Source organism: Microtetraspora malaysiensis, from assembly GCF_050947145.1.
Classification (GTDB): domain Bacteria; phylum Actinomycetota; class Actinomycetes; order Streptosporangiales; family Streptosporangiaceae; genus Microtetraspora_A; species Microtetraspora_A malaysiensis.
The window spans coordinates 5,827,987-5,844,442 of record NZ_CP191998.1 but is presented as its reverse complement, the minus strand read 5'-3'; the positions used below and the strand labels follow the sequence as shown (position 1 = coordinate 5,844,442).

At 68.8% G+C, this 16,456-nt stretch carries 16 protein-coding genes and 2 pseudogenes; 9 read left to right on the top strand and 9 right to left on the bottom strand.

All coding sequences use genetic code 11. The features are described 5' to 3' along the window. The first annotated feature begins 208 nt into the window (after window positions 1-208). Both ACQP1V_RS27585 and ACQP1V_RS27580 read left to right on the top strand, forming a co-directional pair. The gene (locus tag ACQP1V_RS27585; protein ID WP_433412993.1) at window positions 209-607 is read left to right on the top strand and encodes a hypothetical protein; all 399 of its coding nucleotides are present in this window, start codon (window positions 209-211) and stop codon (window positions 605-607) included. Window positions 608-616: 9 nt separating this feature from the next. Continuing rightward, window positions 617-781, top strand: coding sequence for a hypothetical protein (locus ACQP1V_RS27580; protein WP_433412992.1), 165 nt, complete (start codon window positions 617-619; stop codon window positions 779-781). Window positions 782-908: 127 nt separating this feature from the next. Here ACQP1V_RS27580 and ACQP1V_RS27575 read toward each other — a convergent pair whose 3' ends face one another. Next, on the bottom strand, window positions 909-1,496 hold the full coding sequence (locus tag ACQP1V_RS27575) for a hypothetical protein (protein ID WP_433412991.1): 588 nt from the start codon (window positions 1,494-1,496) through the stop codon (window positions 909-911). Window positions 1,497-1,735: 239 nt separating this feature from the next. Between ACQP1V_RS27575 and ACQP1V_RS27570 the strand changes: the two genes are divergently transcribed. Next, window positions 1,736-3,304, top strand: coding sequence for a sensor histidine kinase (locus tag ACQP1V_RS27570; RefSeq protein WP_433412990.1), 1,569 nt, complete (start codon window positions 1,736-1,738; stop codon window positions 3,302-3,304). Between the two features lie 130 nt (window positions 3,305-3,434). Here ACQP1V_RS27570 and ACQP1V_RS27565 read toward each other — a convergent pair whose 3' ends face one another. Beyond that, window positions 3,435-4,319 (bottom strand): hypothetical protein, encoded by an 885-nt coding sequence (locus tag ACQP1V_RS27565; RefSeq protein ID WP_433412989.1) that lies wholly within the window; start codon window positions 4,317-4,319, stop codon window positions 3,435-3,437. A gap of 359 nt (window positions 4,320-4,678) precedes the next feature. Here ACQP1V_RS27565 and ACQP1V_RS27560 point away from each other — a divergent pair, with 359 nt between their 5' ends. Then, a complete protein-coding gene (locus ACQP1V_RS27560) occupies window positions 4,679-5,206 on the top strand; it encodes a hypothetical protein (RefSeq protein WP_433412988.1) in 528 nt (175 codons plus the stop codon). Window positions 5,207-5,399: 193 nt separating this feature from the next. On the opposite strand, the gene ACQP1V_RS27555 is transcribed toward ACQP1V_RS27560, so the two are convergent. The 3 genes from ACQP1V_RS27555 to ACQP1V_RS27545 form a co-directional block, all read right to left on the bottom strand. Then, window positions 5,400-6,845, bottom strand: a complete 1,446-nt coding sequence (locus tag ACQP1V_RS27555; protein WP_433412987.1) for a serine hydrolase — start codon at window positions 6,843-6,845, stop codon at window positions 5,400-5,402. A gap of 77 nt (window positions 6,846-6,922) precedes the next feature. After that, window positions 6,923-7,891: a DUF6183 family protein gene (locus ACQP1V_RS27550; protein WP_433412986.1), complete on the bottom strand. Its 969-nt coding sequence runs from the start codon at window positions 7,889-7,891 to the stop codon at window positions 6,923-6,925. A 126-nt stretch (window positions 7,892-8,017) separates the two neighbouring features. Next, window positions 8,018-8,530, bottom strand: a complete 513-nt coding sequence (locus ACQP1V_RS27545; protein WP_387418300.1) for a MarR family winged helix-turn-helix transcriptional regulator — start codon at window positions 8,528-8,530, stop codon at window positions 8,018-8,020. Here ACQP1V_RS27545 and ACQP1V_RS27540 point away from each other — a divergent pair. The 3 genes and pseudogenes from ACQP1V_RS27540 to ACQP1V_RS27530 all read left to right on the top strand — a co-directional run. Next, window positions 8,493-9,383: pseudogene (locus ACQP1V_RS27540) on the top strand (EamA family transporter); the annotation flags it as partial. The gene ACQP1V_RS27545 and the pseudogene ACQP1V_RS27540 sit on opposite strands and share 38 nt — an antisense overlap. Window positions 9,384-9,403: 20 nt before the next feature. Beyond that, window positions 9,404-9,808, top strand: coding sequence for a hypothetical protein (locus tag ACQP1V_RS27535; RefSeq protein ID WP_433426147.1), 405 nt, complete (start codon window positions 9,404-9,406; stop codon window positions 9,806-9,808). 485 nt (window positions 9,809-10,293) lie between these two features. After that, the gene (locus ACQP1V_RS27530; RefSeq protein WP_433412985.1) at window positions 10,294-11,343 is read left to right on the top strand and encodes a hypothetical protein; all 1,050 of its coding nucleotides are present in this window, start codon (window positions 10,294-10,296) and stop codon (window positions 11,341-11,343) included. A 912-nt stretch (window positions 11,344-12,255) separates the two neighbouring features. Here ACQP1V_RS27530 and ACQP1V_RS27525 read toward each other — a convergent pair. From ACQP1V_RS27525 to ACQP1V_RS27515, 3 genes are all read right to left on the bottom strand, one after another. Beyond that, window positions 12,256-12,696, bottom strand: a complete 441-nt coding sequence (locus tag ACQP1V_RS27525) for a hypothetical protein (protein ID WP_433412984.1) — start codon at window positions 12,694-12,696, stop codon at window positions 12,256-12,258. Window positions 12,697-12,781: 85 nt separating this feature from the next. Next, on the bottom strand, window positions 12,782-13,540 hold the full coding sequence (locus ACQP1V_RS27520) for a class I SAM-dependent methyltransferase (RefSeq protein ID WP_433412983.1): 759 nt from the start codon (window positions 13,538-13,540) through the stop codon (window positions 12,782-12,784). A 12-nt stretch (window positions 13,541-13,552) separates the two neighbouring features. Then, a complete protein-coding gene (locus ACQP1V_RS27515; RefSeq protein WP_433425957.1) occupies window positions 13,553-13,873 on the bottom strand; it encodes an HAD family hydrolase in 321 nt (106 codons plus the stop codon). Here ACQP1V_RS27515 and ACQP1V_RS27510 point away from each other — a divergent pair. Next, the gene (locus tag ACQP1V_RS27510) at window positions 13,862-14,218 is read left to right on the top strand and encodes a PfkB family carbohydrate kinase (protein WP_433412982.1); all 357 of its coding nucleotides are present in this window, start codon (window positions 13,862-13,864) and stop codon (window positions 14,216-14,218) included. The two genes, ACQP1V_RS27515 and ACQP1V_RS27510, sit on opposite strands and share 12 nt — an antisense overlap. Window positions 14,219-14,349: 131 nt before the next feature. Here the strand turns inward: ACQP1V_RS27510 and ACQP1V_RS27505 are convergent. After that, window positions 14,350-15,332: pseudogene (locus ACQP1V_RS27505) on the bottom strand (IS5 family transposase). Between the two features lie 441 nt (window positions 15,333-15,773). On the opposite strand from ACQP1V_RS27505, the gene ACQP1V_RS27500 reads away from it, so the two are divergent. Continuing rightward, on the top strand, window positions 15,774-16,337 hold the full coding sequence (locus ACQP1V_RS27500) for a YdeI/OmpD-associated family protein (RefSeq protein WP_433412981.1): 564 nt from the start codon (window positions 15,774-15,776) through the stop codon (window positions 16,335-16,337). The last annotated feature ends 119 nt before the right edge of the window (window positions 16,338-16,456 follow it).

Genomic DNA, 16,456 nt, shown 5'->3' with positions numbered 1-16,456 from the left:
GGGTGAGTACGGTACCGAACGTGTCATCGGCTTCAACCACGACGACATTGGCAGCCCGCGGAGGTCAGCGTGACGGTGTAGGTGAGCCTCGTGCCTGGTCCCAGCCGCCCTGCTGAAGAACGGGCAGCGGAGCGGGGACACCGTCACCGGCGCGATCACCTTCGAGGAGCAGAGCACGTTCACGTTTACCGACCGCCGCGACGACCTGGTGGGCAAGACCCTCCACGTCGACACCCGCTACCGCCGGTGGGGCGGCAACGCCCCGCTGCCCGACATCTGGGCGCTCGCCCGTGGCACCCGCGCTGGCCGGCCGACGTCGGTCGCCGTGTACCCCCACGCCAAGCTGCCGGGCAGGATGGGCGGGCACACCGGCATCCCGCTGGCCCCCGCGGTCGAACTGCTGCGGCAGGGCCGGATCGGCCAGGTCGGCGTGCACACTCCCGCGACCGCGATCGATCCAGAGGACTTCTTCGGGCTCTACGCGCGGCTCACCCAGCCACCGGCCGGTTCGGTCGACGAGGTCCTGACAATCGTCGAGGAGCGGGACTGTACGGTGGCCTTCGGCTCTGTCGCAGATTCGGTGGTGACGGAACCTCCCGGCACGTAACGGTAAGCCGTGCGTGATCTCGACGAGCTTGTGAATGTGCTGGACGACCTCATCGCCGCCTGTCCGGAGATGATCCATCTGGCCGGGCTCGTCCGCGGCTTCGCCAGCCTCTGCGACCGTGTGAGCGCAACGCGGACCGGCTCGACGCGTGGATATCGCGTCCTCTTGGCCTAACTCTCAGTCACCACCGACAGAGAGACAGAGCCGCCGGCCGGAATGACCCGTAACCGCCTGGGCGGAAATTGCCGTTGACCTGGCCTTACTTGGAGATTCATGGGGGTTTGCTGCGTATGCTCCCTGTTTAACCTCGGAGAGGTGCGCCAGGAACGACGTCAGTCACAGGTTTCGGGGGAACAGCATGGCCGCACGCACCGAGCCGATCTTCGAACGGTTCTTTGAAGGGCAGCCGATAGAGGGGAATGTTCGGCCTGCCATCTTGAAATCGTGGCGCAGGTGCCAGGAGATCGGCCTCATCCTGGAGAAGCTCAGGTTCGCCGATCCGGTTGAGATCGACATGGACTGTGTCCTCGTCCGGGTGGCCCGACCGGTGTTGGAGCGGTTCCGGACCGCAATCGCGGACGTCGGCGTGACTCTGATGCTCAACGACGAGCGGGCCAGGCTGCTGCAGCGCTATGAGGGGGATCCGCAACTGAGGAGAGCGCTCGACCGCGAGCATCACTTCCCGGGTGTGGAGTACACCGAAGCGCTCCTCGGGACCAACGCCGTAGGCACCCCCCTTCGCGAGAAGCGGTTGGTCCAGGTAGCAGGCTTCGAACATCTGGCCCAGTGCGTGCAGCCGTTCACCGCCACCGGTGTCCCGATCCTCGACCCGCTCACCGGGCACGCGCGCGGTGTGGTGACGATCGCGTGCCTGAACAAACGCACGCATGCGGCGATGAGCGTGCTCGCCCGTCAGGTGGCCGAGGCCATCGAACAGCGGCTCCTGGAGCAGAGCACCGCACAGGAGCGCGCTCTGCTCGACGCGTTCCTGCGAAGTGCGGACCTGCCTGACCTCCTGTCCGCCCAGGAGGCCGACTCTCTGCTCCGCGATCTGCGGCTGTCGAGGTCTCCCTGTCCCACGGTCGCAACGCCACCCTGCGCTCCCTGCCTGGGACGGAACCCGCCGGTATGGTCGGCGTCGTCGCGCAGGTCCGGATCCAGGGCGGCCGGTGGGAGTCTCTCGCCGACGACCTCGTCACGTCGGCACCCGATCGGCTGGGCTGGTCGGTACCCCCGCAGGCGACCGTCGTGTACCCCCAAAACGCTGCGAACACCAGCACCGAGGCGGCCCGAAACGCCGGCGCGGGCGGCTTCCCGACTGCGGGCGACGCTTGGCCCGGCATGGGCGAGGAGGGCGAGACGTGCCCGCCGTCCGGCTCCCCGCAGGAGGCGTCCACGCCCACCGACCCGTGGTTGTTCCTCTTCGGCGAACCGGGGGTCGGCAGGCTCGCCACCGCGGCGCGCAAGCGCCTGAGGCTGCTGTGCGAGGCAGCCATGAACATCGGCCAGACCCTCGATGTGGTGCGTACGGCCGAAGAACTCGCCGAGGTGACCGTCCCACGACTTGCCGACCTGGTGACCGTCGATCTCAGCGAGAGCGTCGTGCGCGGTGAGGAGCCCGCAGCGCTCACCGGCGACCTGCGCCGGGTCGCCGTCCAGAGCGCCCAGGAGAACGGGAGTCCGGTCGCCGCGGGCGAGCCGGTGCACTACCCCGCCTCCTCCCATCAAGCGCGCTGCTTGGCGAGAAGGGAGACGGTGCTCTGGCCGGATCCGGGCGGCGCTCGGCCGGTGCAGGCGACCGAAGGACCGATCTCCTCGGTCATCGTGGTGCCGTTGCTGGCTCAGGACAGGGCGCTGGGGGCGGTGACGTTCACGCGGTGGCGGGCATCAGATCCGTTCGAGGACGACGATGTCTCCCTGGCCGAGGAACTGGTCAGCCGCGCGGCGGTGTGCATCGACAACGCCCGCCGCTACACCCGCGAGCGTGCCATCTCGCTGGAACTGGAAGGCGCCACCGCGTCGCTGCAACAGTCACTCGCACTCCAGCGGCGATTCACCACCGACGCCTCCCACGAGCTGCGCACCCCGCTCGCCGGACTGCGTGCACAGCTGGAGGAAGCACAGCTGCATCCCGACCAGACCCACCCGGGCGAGCTGATCGACTATGCATTGCGCGATGTGAACCGGCTCCAGGCCATCATCGACGACCTGATGCTGCTGGCCCGGCTCGGTGCCGCCCCGCCTGCCGCCTTCAAGCGCATCGACCTGGCCGAACTCGCCGAAGCCGAAACCCGCAGCCGTACCGGCGACCGCCACAGGGTCCGCCTGGATGTGCGCCCCGGTGTGATGGTCGACGTCGTCCCCTCGCAGATCTGCCGGGTTCTGCGCAACCTGCTCGACAACGCCCAGCGTCATGCCGCGCACATCATCGTGGTGCGGGTGCGCCGCGTCAGCGGTGAAGCGGAGCTCAGTGTCACTGACGATGGTCCGGGAGTCCCCGAAGCCGAGCGTGACCATATCTTCCAGCGCTTCACCCGCCTGGACACCGCCCGCAGCCGTGACCAGGGCGGCACCGGCCTGGGATTGGCCATCGCCCGCGACATCGCCCACGCCCACCACGGCACCCTCCACGTCCAGAACGCATCCCCTCACGGAGCGCGCTTCATCCTTCGCCTTCCACTCATCACCCCTTCCTGACCGTCGAGGAGACCTCGGAGACCGCCGTCGAGCAGCTCGCGCTGGACTTCGTGCCATGTCAGCCGCGCCGCCCGATAGGCGCTGCACGCCCAGCTGGAGAGCGGACTGATGTGCTACTTCGCTGACGCCTTCAACCCTTCGGGACTCTCACGTCAGGCCGGGCGCTTTGACCGGTCGTGCGATGGCGCGCACGGACGGTGTTGTTGTGGCGCCAGATGAGGGGGTTGACCTCGCCCGGTGCCAGGCAGCCGGCCGCCGGGCTGTCGAAGACCTCTTGGCGGGATGTCCGGGCGATGGTGACTCGCTGGTGGTAGTCGCGGAAAGTTTGCACCTCGCCGTCGGCGCGGCACGGCTCGTATTTCGCGCCGTGGATCTCGGTGTAGGCCATGCCGTGATAGTCGTCCTCGCCGAGCCGCGCCACGTCCAGGGCCCAATGTCTGAGGAGGACCGGTGCGGCGCGGAAAATGAGCAGGCCGCCGATCCGGTCGATGCGGGTGCCGTACGGGTCGGGGTCCGGCCACAGTTCCCGCCGTCGCCGTATCCACGAGCCGTCGTCGTGTGCGTCTCGGATGCGTGTGAGCTGGTCGTCGAGGCCCCAGGTATGCCAGCGGACCGTACGGCCGGAGGCTGTGCCGGGCTGGTTGAGCCGGTGGCGAAGCTGTCGGGCGGCTTGCGCGGTCAGGACGGTCAGATAGGCGGGCACGAGCGCGATCGGGTCGGCCGGCTCCGCGTCGAACGGGTTGGTGTCCAGGTGCGGCCGGTCGATGACGACGATCGTGCCGGGGCGGCGTTGGTAGGAGAGTCCCCACAGCAGGCGACTGAGCAGGAGAGCGCCGTGCGGGTCGGACAGGATGTGCCAAGTCTCGTGGAAGCGGTTGGTGGAGAACCTGGCCGTCACGCCGGGGCGTGGGGTGATGACGTGGTAGTCGCGGTCGTCGACGCGTAGCACCCGTAGATGCAGCTTGAGGCGGTCACCGACGTCACGCGCCGATGAGGGGCGAAGCCGTTTACCCATGCGACACGCGTTCTTCCTCCCGCGAACGGTCCATCACCAGATTGATCACCTTATGGAACCGCCGTGTATGCGGGTTGCACAACAGGGTTTTCTGCTCGCGGGCCCTCGCCGCTCCGATCATCCGCCTCTCACGACGAACAGCATCGGCGGCAAGGGGGCGTCTCCCTCCACGGCCGAGTCGGTGGTGGCGGCCGCCGATGCGGTGGAGAGGTTGAGGCGGGATTCGGAGATGGAGCCGCGCGTGCTGAGCCGTTCCAGCCATAGCCGCGTGCCTTCCCGTTCGCGCAGGGGCGTACGAGACCCCGCCCGGCTCAGGCCAGATCTTCGTCGGCAACCTCAATCCCCAGGCGTTCACCAACTTGGGATGGGGGAGCCTGGGCACCACCTTCCTCAGCACGATGCTGGACGGTGCGCGAACCATCCCGCTGCTGAACTATGGTGACGAACTGCTCGAACTGCAGCGGCTCAAATTTGACGCCGAACTCCTCGCCATCAAGAACGGCGGCAACCAACGCTACTGGTCCGCCTACTACCGCACCAGCATGCTCAAGTCGATGACCCAGGCGCAGACCAAGAGCCTGCGTCTGGTGAAGTTCGCCAAGGGTGCCAACTACCTCGGCGCGGCGCTGGCGGGATGGGACAACTACAACGCGCAACGGGCGGAGGACAGAGGTCGTACGGACTTGTCCGGCGGCATGAAGACCGCGCGAGCCGTCGTCCGAGGCGCTGCCACGGTGGGAGGCACGCTCGTCGGAGGGGCCTTGGGCAGCGCGCTGTGCGGACCCGCGTGCGCCGGGGTCGGCGGACATCTCGGTTCCGCGGCAGGCGGCACCGCGGGAGCCTGGGCCGCCCGATCACTTCCGAAGATCAGGAAGTGGTTCGGCTAACCGGCCTGGCGGCGGGGCGGCAGCACAGTATGGGCGGCCGCCCCGCCCTGCTCCTTGACGAACAGAGCCGGTCCAGCCCAGGTGGAGCTGGGGGAGGCGCCGATGGGGAGGTACACCCCTTCCCGGCCGGTCCGCAGATCTCAAGCATTGCTGCGGCCTCGGTCAGGTCCGACGCCTCGGCTGGGCGGCGGGGTCAGCCGGAGCGTCGCTTCTCGTACTCGTCGATGACCTTGCCCAGCTTCGCCAGCCGCTCGGTGAACCACACATTCTCCGCGCCTGCCGCAGGCCGGTTCGAGTCGACGTACTGGTAGCCGAGGTTGGAGAACATGGCGACGATGTATGTGCGGCCGCCCTTGCCGGGCAGGGCCTTCACGATCCCCGCGTCGGCGCCGGAGTTGTTCACCCAGCCGTTCTTGTGGGCGTACGTCACCTCGGCCTTCTGGTTGCACGGTCGCACGTCGCGGCTGTACGAGATGCCCTGGCCGGGAATCGTCACGGTGCCGTCGGCGCCGAGCCACCGCGAGGGCGTGAGCTGCGGGATGCCGGGGGCGGGATAGCCCGCGCCGCACCAGTTGGTGGTGGAGAGGGTGACGTTCATGCCCTGCTCGGCCAGCCTGCTCCTGAAGAACTCGCGGGAGGCGTCGCTCAAGACGTCGGCGGTGACCGTGGTGCCGCCTGGAGTCTTCCACAAGGTGCCCACCCCGCCGTTGACCAGCATCAGCAGCTTCGCCGTGTCAAGCGAGGTCATGGTGACGGGGTTCCCCCATCGCGCGCCGTTGTCGGGGTTGGTGTTCTTGAGCTGCAGCGTCTCCAGACCGAGATTCTGGAAGGTCTGGTTGAGGCCGTCCACCGCGCCCTCGTCGTGCAGCAGCTTGACCATGGCGCACGCGGCGGCGTTGGACGACCAGGTGAGCGCGGCGTCGAGGTAGTTGCGGACCGTGTCGCTGCGGGCAGGGCCGCACAGCGAGCTGACCGTGACCGGCTGGTAGGCGTAGGTGTCGTCGAGCGAGATCTGGCCCTGGTCCACCAGCCGCAGCACCCCGAAGGCCACCATCAGCTTCAGGACGGACGCGGGGTAGGGGCTCATGAAGTCGATGGGGGCGTTCTCGCGGCCCGGCACGATGTCGATGCTGCCTTGGCCGCGGTTGGCGTACCAGCCGGCGTCGTCCCACTGCCTCCAGCGGACGGCCGTGGTGTGCAGCTTGTCGTCCACCGGTACGGCCTTGCCGTCCGGGTACTGCGGGCTCATCAGCACGGTGCCGGAAGAGAGGGGGCGGCCGAGCCTGTTCAGCTCGATGACGGTCAGGTCAATCTGGGGCTGCTGCGTGATCGGCGCGGCCGCTGCGGCGGCCGCGCTCAGGTCCGCCTTCTGCGGAATCTGCTTCGCCTCCTTGTCGGCGCCGTCGCGCCGCAGCGCGTTCAGGTCGGCCGTGCTCGTCGGCGGGTTGGTGTCCAGGAGCTGCTCGAACTGCTGACGGTCGAGCGCCTGCTGCAGGAAGTGCGCCAGCGCGCTTACGGAGCCGTTGTCCACCTCCGCGTTCGCGGGGAGCGGCGCTACGAGGCCGCTCAGCAGCACGGCTGTGGCGGCGAGCCCGGAGAGAGCACGCCTCCGATGAATTGTTGATCTAGTCAAAATCACCGGACCACTCTAGTCAGAATGATCTAGGTGATCCCGTAGATATGAAAAGATTTCGCGATAAGTGCGACTTTCGGTCTCTAGTCGGTGTCGTGGGTGACGAGCAGGCTGAGGACGGTTCCGCGCGGGCTGAGCGCGCCGATCGCGAGTTCCCGATACACCCAGTACGGCTGCCGCCGGATGATCCGGAACATCGTCCATCGCCATCGAGCGGCGAGTTCGTTGATCCGGTGGACGGACGCGCCCGCCGGGGCGCGGACGAGGCCGGCGACCGACTGCCACGCCGCGAGCCTGCCGTATCCGCCGCGGAGGCCAGGGGAGTAGCTGGCGTCGCAGTAGGCCACGGCGAACAGCTCGTTCACCACCGTGTCCAGGCTCGTCATCGCGCCGTACAGCGCGATCTGGGCACTGAGCGCGCCCGGCAGGAACGCGTTCACCTCCAACGGCGTCAGCTCCTGGGGATCGATCCGCCGGGGAAGCTCGATGACGGCCGCCACCTCCGGCGCGCCCCAGTGCTCCACCGCGGACGCGATGCGCCGCTCGTCCTCCCGCGTGCTGACGATCCTCGGCTCGTGGTCCGGAGAACCCCGGCCCGCGAGCCAGGCGTCCCGCTCCGGAGGCTCCGGGAGGGCCTGCTCGCCGCGTGGCGTCCAGCCGGGACCAAGGACGGCCGCGTCCATCCGCCGCTCTCCCCGGGTGCGCTTCAGGGGCAGTCCGGCCAGGGGATGGCCGAGTCCCCGTAGGGCGTCCGCGCATCGCGCCGCCGCTGGCACCCTGACCAGGGTGCGGCGGCGTGCCACCAGCTCCTGGATGAGGCAGGCGACCAGCTCGGCCCACGCGTCCGGTTCCTCTGGCGGGTGCTCCAGCAGCGGAACCAGGTGGTGGACCCGCCGCCGCTCCGCCAGCAGCGCGGCCAGGTCGCGGACCCGGCCCCCCTGCCGCTCGTCGGCGTACTGGTCGCGCACCAGCTCGGCCAGCGACGCGGCGTCGCCCGGGACACGCGCCAGAGCCCGCTCGTGCGGCCCGCCCCTTCTCTCATGCACGGTCATGAAGTCCCTGACGTGATCTCGCTGACATGGTCGCCCTCTCGTACCGGCCCTGGCCCGGCGTTCGTCGCCGCACGCCCACGCACTCATCATCGGTAAGGTCGCCCCGCGCCACAGCGGGATGATCTATCAGGGGCGCGGATGTTCCATGCGGGAGAGCCAGGTGGTGAGCAGCGTTTCGAGTGACTCGGCCTCGGCAGGCGTCAGTAGATCCAGCAGGTGGCGTTCGTTGCGCATGTGGTCGGTGAACGCCTGGTCGATCAGTTCGCGCCCGGGTCTGGTGAGGGCGACGATCCGGCCGCGCTGGTCGTCGTCGGAACGGCGGCGGGTGACGAGTCCGGCTCGCTCCAGGCGGTCGATTCTCTTCGTCATCGCGCCGGTGGTGACCATGGTGTGCGCGGCGAGCTCGCCGGGTGCCCGTTCGTAGGGCTCACCGGCGCGGCGCAGTGCGCACAGGACGTCGAACTCTCCCTCGCCGAGACCGTAGCGGCCGTACACGAGGCAGAGTTCCTCGGTGAGCCGGTCGGCCAGGCGGTGCAGTCGGCCGATCACTCCTTGCGGGCTGACGTCGACGTCGGGCCGTTCACGACGCCAGTCGGCCTGGATGTGGGCCACGCGGTCCAGCTGTTGCCGGTGTTCCATGGACCTCATGATAGCTTCCGGGGAAGTTATATTGCCTTCCATGGAAGCCAATATGCGTTGGGTGGCACTGACCGCAGTCGCGCCGGTGGCCTGGGGAACCAACTACTTCGTCACGCACGAGTTCCTGCCGGCCGACCGCCCGCTCTACGGGGCTGCCCTGCGAGCGCTGCCCGCCGGCCTGGTCCTTCTGGCCTTGCGCAGGCAGCGGCCGCACGGCGCGTGGTGGTGGCGGTCCGCGGTGCTCGGGCTGCTCAACATGAGCGTGTTCTTCGTCCTCGTCTATGCCGCCTCTCAACTGCTTCCGACGAGCGTCGCCTCGACCGTCATGGCGGTGTCCCCGTTGACGATGATGCTCATCGCCTGGCCCTTGGTGTCCGAGCGGCCCCGGACCGCACACCTGGCTGGCGCCGCGGTCGGGCTCGGCGGGGTCTGTCTCATGTTGCTCACGGGAGTGGAAGGGGTCAGCGTGCCGGGAGTCCTCGCCTCGGCCGTCGCCATGCTGGTGTCGTCCTTCGGCTACATCCTGGCCAAACGGTGGAGCGCCGGTGCCGACGTACTCGCCTCGACCGCCTGGCAACTCACCGCCGGAGGTCTGTTCCTGCTCCCGGTCGCCGCAGCCCTGGAAGGCCCTCCGCCCGCGCTCTCCATGCCGACGCTCCTCGCGTTCGGCTACGTCGCCCTGGTCGCCACCGCGCTGGCCTTCGCCGCCTGGTTCACGGGGCTGCGGCACCTGCCCGCGGGGACAGTCGGACTGATCGGACTGCTCAACCCTGTTACAGGCGTGCTGCTCGGCACAGCGGTCGCCGGAGAGGTGCTGACGGTCCAGCAACTGTGCGGACTGGTCCTGGTCCTGGCTGGAGTCGTTCCAACGACGTGGCCCGCCCCGTCGCCTACGCGCGTAGTAAGGAGGAGCTGCAGCTCGCCCAGGGCATGCTGTGCACGCTCTGGCACGAGCGCGACCCCCGGCTGTCGCACGAGGCCGGCCGCCGCTACAGGATCGGCATGTGGCTGCCCGGCACTCGTTGGCAGCTGTCGGCTGTCATGCGCGTGCTCCACCTGTTCCTGCGCGACGAGCAGCCCAGAGCTGCAGCTGAGGCGGTCCGACTCTCGCGGATCGTCGAGCACGCCGCCCGTCAGCTCACCCAGCTCGTGGAGGAGGCCTCCACCCAGATCAGCCCCGCCCCCGCACACTCCGCGCAAGGCCGTAGCCGCGCGGGCCGGGCCCTGATAGCCGTCGCCGCGCACGCCCGGAGCCAGGAGGACGGCCACGATGTCTGACGCGCGAGGCAGCAAGGGCGACGGCGCAGCAGCCCCGCGCGGGAAGGACCCGGGCAAGGACCCGGTGAGCATCGGGCTGCAGGCCCGCAGTCGCTTGCACGCCGTGGCGCTGGACGCCAACGCTCTGGGCCAGGGCCGGCCACATCTGGGCAAGCTGACCACGCTGGCCGCCAGGCTGCAGGTGATCGGCCTGCCGGTGTGGGTGCCCGAACCGGTGGCGTGGGAGTGGGCGCAGCACATCGGCGAGGACTGGCAAGCGGTGTTCGGCACCACGGCCCCGTCCTGTCGGCGACTCGCCGACGCCGGGTTGACCGTTGCGCCTCCCGCATCCCCCTACCCAGACCAGATCGCCGTCCAGCGCGCGTTCCTGGAGGCCCTGGAGAAGATCGACAACCTGACCGTGGTGCCGCTGTCGGCCGACAGTGCGAAGGAGGGGCTGAAGGACCAGATCCTGCAGCGACCCCCCCGGACGGCGCAAGGGCGAGGTGAAGACGGGGGCCGCAGACTCGGCCTGGCTTCGGGACCTCCAGGACAAGGCCCAGGGAGACCTCAGCCGGGTACTGCTGGTCAGCACCGATACCGACATCAAGCGGGCCTGCCAGGAGTGGCGGGTGCCACCGCCGCTGATGAGAAACGGGGCGCAGCTGCTGGAGACCCTGTTCACCTTCACCCTCGACGACTCCGACGCCACCGTAACCCGCCTGATCGTCACCGACCTCCGGCATCGTCTGGCCCAGAACCCGCCGGGCGGCCCCTGCGGGTTCACCGTCACCGCCGACCCCCGCCAGCTCGCCATCCTCGCCGATGACGCGCTGGACGACGGGCGGAATGGACATCTGATTTCGGCTGAGCTGACCCAGCTGAACCATCTGGCCGGCATCGTCGACGTCAGCGTGCAAGCGCCCGAACCCTCGCCGGCCACTCCGCCCGGCAACGGACCCAGCAGGCCGCCCACGCAGGCGGTCACCCACACCGCGTTGGCGACGGTGTTCTTCCTCGGGACGGCCGAGTTCCTGTCCCGCGAGAACGGACACCTGTCCACCTGGCGGGAGAACGACATCCTGGTCCGGGTGGACATGGCCTTCGAGATCCAGGACGGCGGAGCGGTGACCAGTGCCGAAAGCGTGCGTGAGGCAGCGCTCCACCAATCCACTGGTTTCAGCGATTCATCCGAGGCGCTGGAGGCGGTGTGTGAGGCGCTGAGCACCATCCCGCTGCTGCGCTTTCCCGACCGCTGGCAAGACACGGAAGAAACGGTCACCGTCACCGGGCCCGGCGGAGTGGAGGTCTACGTCGAGCTCGAGCGCCGCGGCCCATGGAGCAGCTGGACGCTCACCGTCCTGGTGGGTGACGATCCTGCCGAACAGGCGGAACTGACCTGCGAGCAGGACGATGATGCAATCTTGGACGATTCCGCAGGCTACGGCTATCACCCCGACCCGCCGTTCGTGCTGCGCGTATCCAGCGGCCCCATTCCGCATGGAAATCCCGCCTGGGGCCTGGCTGCATGGGTGATGGGTCAGTTGCCCATCTGAACGGAGAACGATGAGCGATGAGAAGCATGGCGGCTGTCGCGTCTGCGGGCGAACTGACGTCACGCTGAACCCGACAACCTGCTGTCGCACGGATTCACGTTCGAGCACGAGAACGCCGCCGACAACCTCCGCCGAGCAGCGACCGAGGTTCGGCGCATCGCTGGCGAACTCCTCGCAAACCTGCACGCGGACCCGTCAGCCATTGTGTACGGCGGGTTCGCCCGAAACCTCGCCTCAGCACGCGGGGGAGGCCGCGGAGCGCGCCGGCGAACTCGACATGGCGAACCGGTTGGCGTTCACGAGTCCCGCCACCACAGAGGGAGGGCGACCGATGGCTGAGTACGACATCGTCTTGGGACCGCGGGAGCGAGGCTCGGCATGTGCCATGAGGTCGGGTGCCGACAGGTCGGCGGATGCCGCGAGTACGACCCCTACGCCTGATCTATCCAGCCCTTCTCCCGGTCTGCCGGGACTCTGCGAGCGAGTGCCGCTGCGCTGGCCGGAGGTGCATGCCTCGTCCCTGCCCCTTGACCAGAAAGGATGCGACTCCGCACGGGCCACTCATCTGAGAAGGCCGCCTCCGCCCACGCCCAGAACGTGGTTGACCTGCTTGCCGAGCATTTCCCCGGCCTGCACAACTCGGTCACCCCGCGCAGCGTCGTCTCCTCCATCGAGCACTACCTATCCGCCCCAACCGCTGACTGGCAGGTAATCCTCGACCATCCGGGGATCGCCAACTGGTCGCTGGGGCCTGACAGAGCCGGTCGCATCGAGGTGGTCTGCCGCGGCACCTCCGATGCCGGACAGAAGCGTGCGCGCGGCCGATCTGACTTTCAGTACGCCGGGCGCTTCCGCTCCGGGGGACAGCCCCGATGCCGGCACCGCAGGCGCGGTGGCGCAGGCGGATCACCGTCACGCGCGTGAGCCGTGGGCGTCGTCGGCCAGGACGATCCCCTCCACCGGCACGTGCTTGCCCAGCGCGTATGACGAGGGCAGGGTCGTGCCGAGGCCGCCGAAGGCGGCTCCTGACTCATCCTTCTGGTCATGCACGGTGACGGCGTGACTGGAGATGCCGCGGCTGACGTCGTAGTGGCTGTCGAACCCGACCTCGATCTCGTCGAAGGTGATGTACATCATGTTCTTGCGGCGGCGCTCGCTGTAGGGCAGGCCGTGCTCATTGGCGTAGGCATAGACGGCCTCCATAAGGTCGTCGAGGCGGGCAATGTAAGTGTGCCCCTGCTCTTCTTCAGCGGCATTGATCCTTCTGTCGAGCTCCGCTTGAGGCAGGCGGATCTGTACCTGGAGGCTGGTGACGGGCTTCAGGCGGGCGGGTGCGACGAGCTGGGCGGCCACGTCGGCGGCGTCGGAGTCGTTCGCACGTCGCCAACCCCTGCCCGCCGGGGTGTTAGTGTGCGGCGGGGCGTTGGCCGAGCACGACCTAGAACTGCGCGTTCTCCACCAGCCCGTCGTCGGCGAACTCAGCCAGCAGCGTGGTGGCCGCCTGCTCGAACTCCTCGATCCGGTCGCCGAACAACGGCCCAGCGGCGAACGAGGTCGACGACAGGTAGCCGAGCACCTGCTCCGGCCTCCACTGGCGCCGGACGGTGATGCGGTGCTCGCTCACCTGTGAGAAGGCCGAGTCCGCCAGGACCTCGGCGTAGGGCCGGTCGTGGTGGGCGTAGGTCTGCCCACCGGCCCGGCGCTGGTCGCCGAGGAAGTGCTGGATTAGCTCGCGCAGCGCGTCGGTCCAGGCGCTGCGGGCCGTCCACAGGCTGCCGTCTCCCATCACGGCGACAACGCCGGTGCCAGCCACGTAGGTGTCGAGCTTCTTCAGCAGGGCGGGCTGGTCCATCCAGTGGAAGGCGCGGCAGATCGTCACCAGGTCAGCCTGCCAACTGGGGTAGGGCGGGGCGAAGGCTTCGGCCTGCTGGTGGTGCAGCCGCAGGCCGTCGCCGATCATCGGGCGCAAGACGGCGTCGGCGTTGGCCAGCATGTCGGCGTCCGGCTCGACGGCGTCGACCTCGGTGAAACTCTCGTGGAGGGCGGCGGGCACCTGCCCGGTTCCCGTGCCCAGGTCCAGCAGACGCCGCGGCGCGGCCAGAAGGCTCGCCTGTTCGGTCAAGAGCTGGACGGCCTGCTCGGGGATACCCGGCCGATACAGCCGGTAGTAGCGGGCGGATCCGGCGAACGTGCTCAACGTCTCCTCATTTCATGTCGCATGCGGTGTTGTCGGTGTGGGGCCTGTCAGCAGGTCACGCACATGATCGACGACTGCGGGCAGCGTCGATACGAGATGCAGGCACCCGTCGGCGTCGGCGGGCGGATCGGCCGCCGCCTGGTGCGGCGGCTCGGCGGGCAGCCACACCGCGCGGGCTCCGACGCCGAGCGCGGCGCGCACGTCGAATTCCACGCTGTCACCCACATGGATGATCTCCTCGGGCGACACACCGTGGGCGGCAGCCACCGCGAGGAAGGCGCGCGGGTCGGGTTTGGCGTAGCCGATCCGGTAGGAGGGGTGGTGGCCGCTCAGGTACGGCCGCAGCTACGCGAGCTGACCGAGCCCGGCGTCGCCGACATCGTTGTGGTCACCGTCGGGCGCAACGGCGCGATCGGCCGCACCCGCACCGGCGAGTTCTTCGCGGTCCCGGCCCTTGCGGTGGCCGTCCACCAAGTGCCGGGGGCGGGATCAGCGTTCAGCACCGCGCTGATCCACGCGCTGAGTCAAGGAGCAGCCGCTGAACAAGCCGCCGCGTTCGCCTGCCGGGCGGGCAGCCTGTGGTGCAGCCGGACCCCGCACGGGCCGTTGTCCACGCTCGCCGGCGCCGCAGCCCAGCAGGTCACACGGCTGCCTGGCCGGCCCAGATCCGACAGCTGACGAGAGCCAGGGCGATGGCGGCGGTGGAGCTGCCGGGGGCGTGATGTCGGCGCACGCGTCGGGTCGGACGGTCGAGCAGTAGCGGTCGTGGGTGCGTGAGCGGTACTAGGGCCTGTGCGGAGTTCGGATCTTCAGGCAGGCCGGAGGCTTCGGATCCACAAGATGGCTCCACGTAGATGAAGGCCGGCCAGATAGCTTTCAGGGGTCTTGTCGAACCGGAAGGCCAGCCCACGCCAGTCCTTGATCCGGTTGATACAGCGCTCAACCGTGTTGCGCTCCTAGTAGAGATCCGCGTCATGGCTGACCGGGCGGCCGCCACGCGAGCCGCGTTTCTTGCGGTTGGCCGCCTGGTCCGCCTTCTCGGGGATCACCGCCCGGATGTGGCGTCGGCGCAGGTAGGCGCGGTTGGCGCGAGAGGAGTACGCCTTGTCGGCGGCCACCGCGTCCGGGCGGGTACGCGGGCGCCCGACGCGAATGCGGACCTTGATACGGGCCAGCACGGCGTGAAACTGCGGGCTGTCTCCGGCTTGGCCCGGGGTGAGGACGAAGGACAGAGGGCGGCAGCGCCGGTCGGCGGACAGGTGGACTTTGCTGGTCAGCCCACCCCGTGAGCGGCCCAGCTTGGCTGCCGTCAGCCGGATCCGGCGCCGCAGTCGTAATCGCCGCTGTTCGCCTCGCTCCTCGTCCCCATCGTCGCCATCATGGGGGTTTTGCCCCTTTGACGAAGCCCCTTTTCCTGCTCGGCGGCCTCCACCAGCGCCGTGACCAGCTCGCCGTCCAGGGCCATCCCGGCGGCGTGGTGGTGGGCACGGGCCGTGGTGGAGTCCACGCTGACCAGGCCGAGGTCGGCCTGCCCCTGGGCCGCGGCTTCGGCGATCACGGCCTGCATCAGGTGCTCGAAGACGCCCGCCGTCGCCCAGGAGCGGAACCTGTCATAGACGGTGGACCACGGCCCGTACTCGGCGGGCAGATCCCGCCACGGGCTGCCGGTGCGAAACCGCCACATCACGGCGTTGAACTGCTGTCGCAGGTTCGGGATCGGGCCTCGCTCACCCAGGGGCAGGTGAGGCTCGATCAAGGGCCATTCCTCGTCGGTGAGGTCTCCACGCGCCATGGCGATGGCCTATCAGCATCAGAGACCGAGGCGCAGGCGAATCCTTCTGATCTCAACTCCGTACAGCCCCTAGGGCCGCTCCAGCGGCCTGGGCTCTGGCCTAGGAGACGAGGCGTGTCGAGGCGGCGTCGAAGAACAATTCGGCTAAGTTGATCAACAGCCCGTCTCGCGATCCGAACGCGCCGATCCCGGAGGACGAGGAAGATATCGTCAGCGCACTTTGAGCTGGGCTGTCCACTCGCGTTGGCGAGGCCGGCGCCTCTTCCGCTCCCTCGAACGAGGGGCCTGCGGCCGATCCGTCCCCGCTCGGCTCCTGTGGTTGCCTGCCCGTCATGGTGATGACACCCCGGCGCAGATCCCGGGCGGCGCGGTGAAACTCTCGGATTGTCGTACCCGACAGGTTCAATGGAACCGACGAGACGACCAACGGGAGCACCGCGCATGGAGCCAATCTTCTTCTCAAGTCCTGGGGAGTTCCGGGACTGGCTGGAGGAGCACCACGCGACTGCCTCCGAATGTCGGGTGGGCATGTGGAGGAAGGGAGCGGGTAAGCCCACGCTGAGCTGGTCGGAGGCGGTCGACCAGGCCCTGTGCTACGGCTGGATCGACGGCCGGCAGAGCCCGATTGACGACTTCTCCTGGACGATCCGGTTCACTCCGCGCAGGCCGCGCAGCAACTGGAGCCTGGTCAACCTCCGCAAGATCGAGGAGCTGACCGCGCAGGGGCTCATGCGGCCGGCCGGTACCGCGGTGTTCGAAGCCCGTGACCGGGATCGCGAGGAGAAGTCGGTCTTGGAGTTCGAGGCGGCGCAGCTGGCTCGCTTCCAAGCGGAACCGCGGGCGTGGGAGTGGTTCAGCGGGCAGGCGCCGTCCTACCGCAAGTCGGCCATCCACCATGTGATCAGTGCCAAGCTGGACGAGACTCGGGAGCGGCGGTTGGACCAGCTGATCGCCGACAGCCTGGAGGGGGTGTGGCTCAAGCCGTTCCGGCGACCTGAAACCTGAGGGCCCGCTGTAACAGGCCGAGCGCGATCGCGTAGCCCTCCAGCTCGGCCGTCCAGCGCGGGACCTGCCGCTCCGGGAACCCCTCGGGCTGGCCTTAGGGCGCGTATCGGATTGTGATC

Coding starts and splice junctions, on each gene's coding strand:
- ACQP1V_RS27575 (WP_433412991.1), bottom strand. CDS start 1,496: ATGCGTGCGTTTGTTCAGGCACGCGATCGTCACCACACCGCGCGCGTG.
- ACQP1V_RS27570 (WP_433412990.1), top strand. CDS start 1,736: ATGGTCGGCGTCGTCGCGCAGGTCCGGATCCAGGGCGGCCGGTGGGAG.
- ACQP1V_RS27565 (WP_433412989.1), bottom strand. CDS start 4,319: ATGGGTAAACGGCTTCGCCCCTCATCGGCGCGTGACGTCGGTGACCGC.
- ACQP1V_RS27550 (WP_433412986.1), bottom strand. CDS start 7,891: ATGACCGTGCATGAGAGAAGGGGCGGGCCGCACGAGCGGGCTCTGGCG.
- ACQP1V_RS27545 (WP_387418300.1), bottom strand. CDS start 8,530: ATGGAACACCGGCAACAGCTGGACCGCGTGGCCCACATCCAGGCCGAC.
- ACQP1V_RS27500 (WP_433412981.1), top strand. CDS start 15,774: ATGGAGCCAATCTTCTTCTCAAGTCCTGGGGAGTTCCGGGACTGGCTG.